We start from the raw sequence: 1,099 nt of genomic DNA, 5'->3' as shown, positions 1-1,099 counted from the left end.
GGACAGGACCGCGATAATGTTGAACACAAACAACATGGCAGCCATAGGGCGAGTAAATAATCCAAGCGCTAAAAAGACCGGAAGAACTAACTCTGCGAATGTGCCTGAATAGGCGGCAAATTCCCAAGGTAGCAACGGAACTTGATACTCAAATTCGAACAAGTACAAGGTGCTATCCCATGAGGCAATTTTGATAAGGCCGGAATTAAAAAACACCCAAGCGACCCATAAACGGCAAAACAGCAGCAACAACGGCATTGCGTTAGTTTGTAAGCTGTTGGTGTATTCGTCGTAGCGGCTAATCAGGCTTTTAACAGAATCTGTCATCGTATCCTCCTTACGCGGTTTGCAGCGTAAAACCTTCAATCAGGTCAAGCGTCATGATGTGATTAAGGTGAGCGAGCAACGGCTCGGGGATATCGCTCAAACATTGCTTTTGTTCCAAGCTGGCAAGCAATTGATAGGCTTCGGCAGCTAGCGCGAAACACTGCGCTTCACCATTGGGCTCAATGCGGATCACCCCTTGTTGTAATTGGTTGATGTTGAGCTGATCGAATTGCTGAGTACGAACAGCTGCGAATAAATCAAACACCGCGTAATGAGCATCAAAGCACTTACACCCAGGGCGAAGGTGGAAAACTAAATGGGGATGTTGCGACTCTGGTACGTGTGGTAACTCAGTCAGTGGTTGCACGGCAGTGTCTGCTTGATGCTCATAACGAGCTTGGCGAGCAAGGTCGATGTTCCATTCAAAGAGAGCAACTTCTGGGCAGTATGGTGCTTGAGCCATGACCTGACCAAACAACATCACAGTGAGGTGAAAGTCTTTTCCGTAGTGAATAACACTGCCTTCTTGGAGTGGGTGCGTTAAAACATGTTGGCGTGCTATTTGGGCAAAGCACGTTTCCCCTAGTAACGCTTCAACCATCGGATAAGTAGCAGAGAGGACTTCGCTCAAGCTGATGATAAAGTTGTTGCGATATATCTGCATGCGCTCGTCAGCGGTAAACTGATCGCTCGCAATATCACAGTCATCGCCCAATGCCTGATAGTGAAGCGCTTTCGCAAACTGGTTTTGTAAGGTGGCTAGCTTCATGAG

At 47.6% G+C, this 1,099-nt stretch carries 2 protein-coding genes; both read right to left on the bottom strand.

What is annotated here, in order from left to right; genetic code table 11:
• Positions 1-327: DoxX family protein (locus tag R7R78_RS24365; protein WP_225474403.1), on the bottom strand; the 327-nt coding region annotated here is incomplete at its 3' end.
• 10 nt (positions 328-337) lie between these two features.
• Entirely contained in the window at positions 338-1,096 is a 759-nt protein-coding gene (locus tag R7R78_RS24360) for a DNA-binding domain-containing protein (RefSeq protein WP_225474404.1), read from the bottom strand.
• Between the last annotated feature and the right edge of the window lie 3 nt (positions 1,097-1,099).

The organism is Vibrio sp. 2134-1 (assembly GCF_033339495.1).
Note: the sequence above shows the minus strand (reverse complement) of the source record. Positions and strands in the feature narration are given on the sequence as shown.